General features: G+C 49.6%; 1 protein-coding gene. It reads left to right on the top strand.

What is annotated here, in order from left to right; translation table 11 throughout:
- A partial coding sequence (locus R8N49_RS27445; RefSeq protein ID WP_318190494.1) for an ATP-binding cassette domain-containing protein occupies positions 1-682 on the top strand: 682 nt, incomplete at both ends.

Raw genomic sequence — 682 nt, 5'->3', positions numbered from 1 at the left:
GAAAAACCAAGGTATGTCAACCAAAGAGGCGCTGGAGAAAGTAGAGCAGTGGCTCGAAACGATAGGCTTACCAACCTCAGGGCAGAAGTTTCCTAACCAGTTGTCGGGCGGTCAGCAACAACGTGTGGCGTTAGCGCGAGCGCTTGCTTTATCTCCGGGACTGCTTCTTCTTGATGAACCTTTATCTGCGTTGGATGCGAAAGTACGTGTTCACTTACGTGATGAAATTTGTAAGCTGCAACGAAAGCTGGGCATCACTACCATTATGGTTACGCACGATCAGGATGAAGCGCTTTCGATGGCAGATCGAATTGTGGTGATGAACCATGGCGTAATTGAGCAAGTCGGCACGCCTCAAGAAATCTACCAACAACCGGCAACGCGCTTTGTGGCCGAGTTTGTCGGCAGCATGAATTTTATCGAGACATCTGTTGTGACCGAATCTCAGGTGCGTATTGCTGAGACTCTACTGCCAGCACCAAGTTTAACCAATCGTAAGGTTCAACGTGGTGACCGCTTTGATTTGGCGGTACGTCCCGAAAACATCAAGTTTGTCGAAAACTACCGCAACTCGCTGCCTGTACGCATTACCGCTACCGAGTTTCTGGGCGCATTTTTCCGCGTGGATTGTGAGCTACAAAACGACAGCCAAGCGAAACCAATCGTTGTTGATGTGCCAGTC

It is taken from the genome of Vibrio sp. 1978, assembly GCF_033344345.1.
Note: the sequence above shows the minus strand (reverse complement) of the source record. Positions and strands in the feature narration are given on the sequence as shown.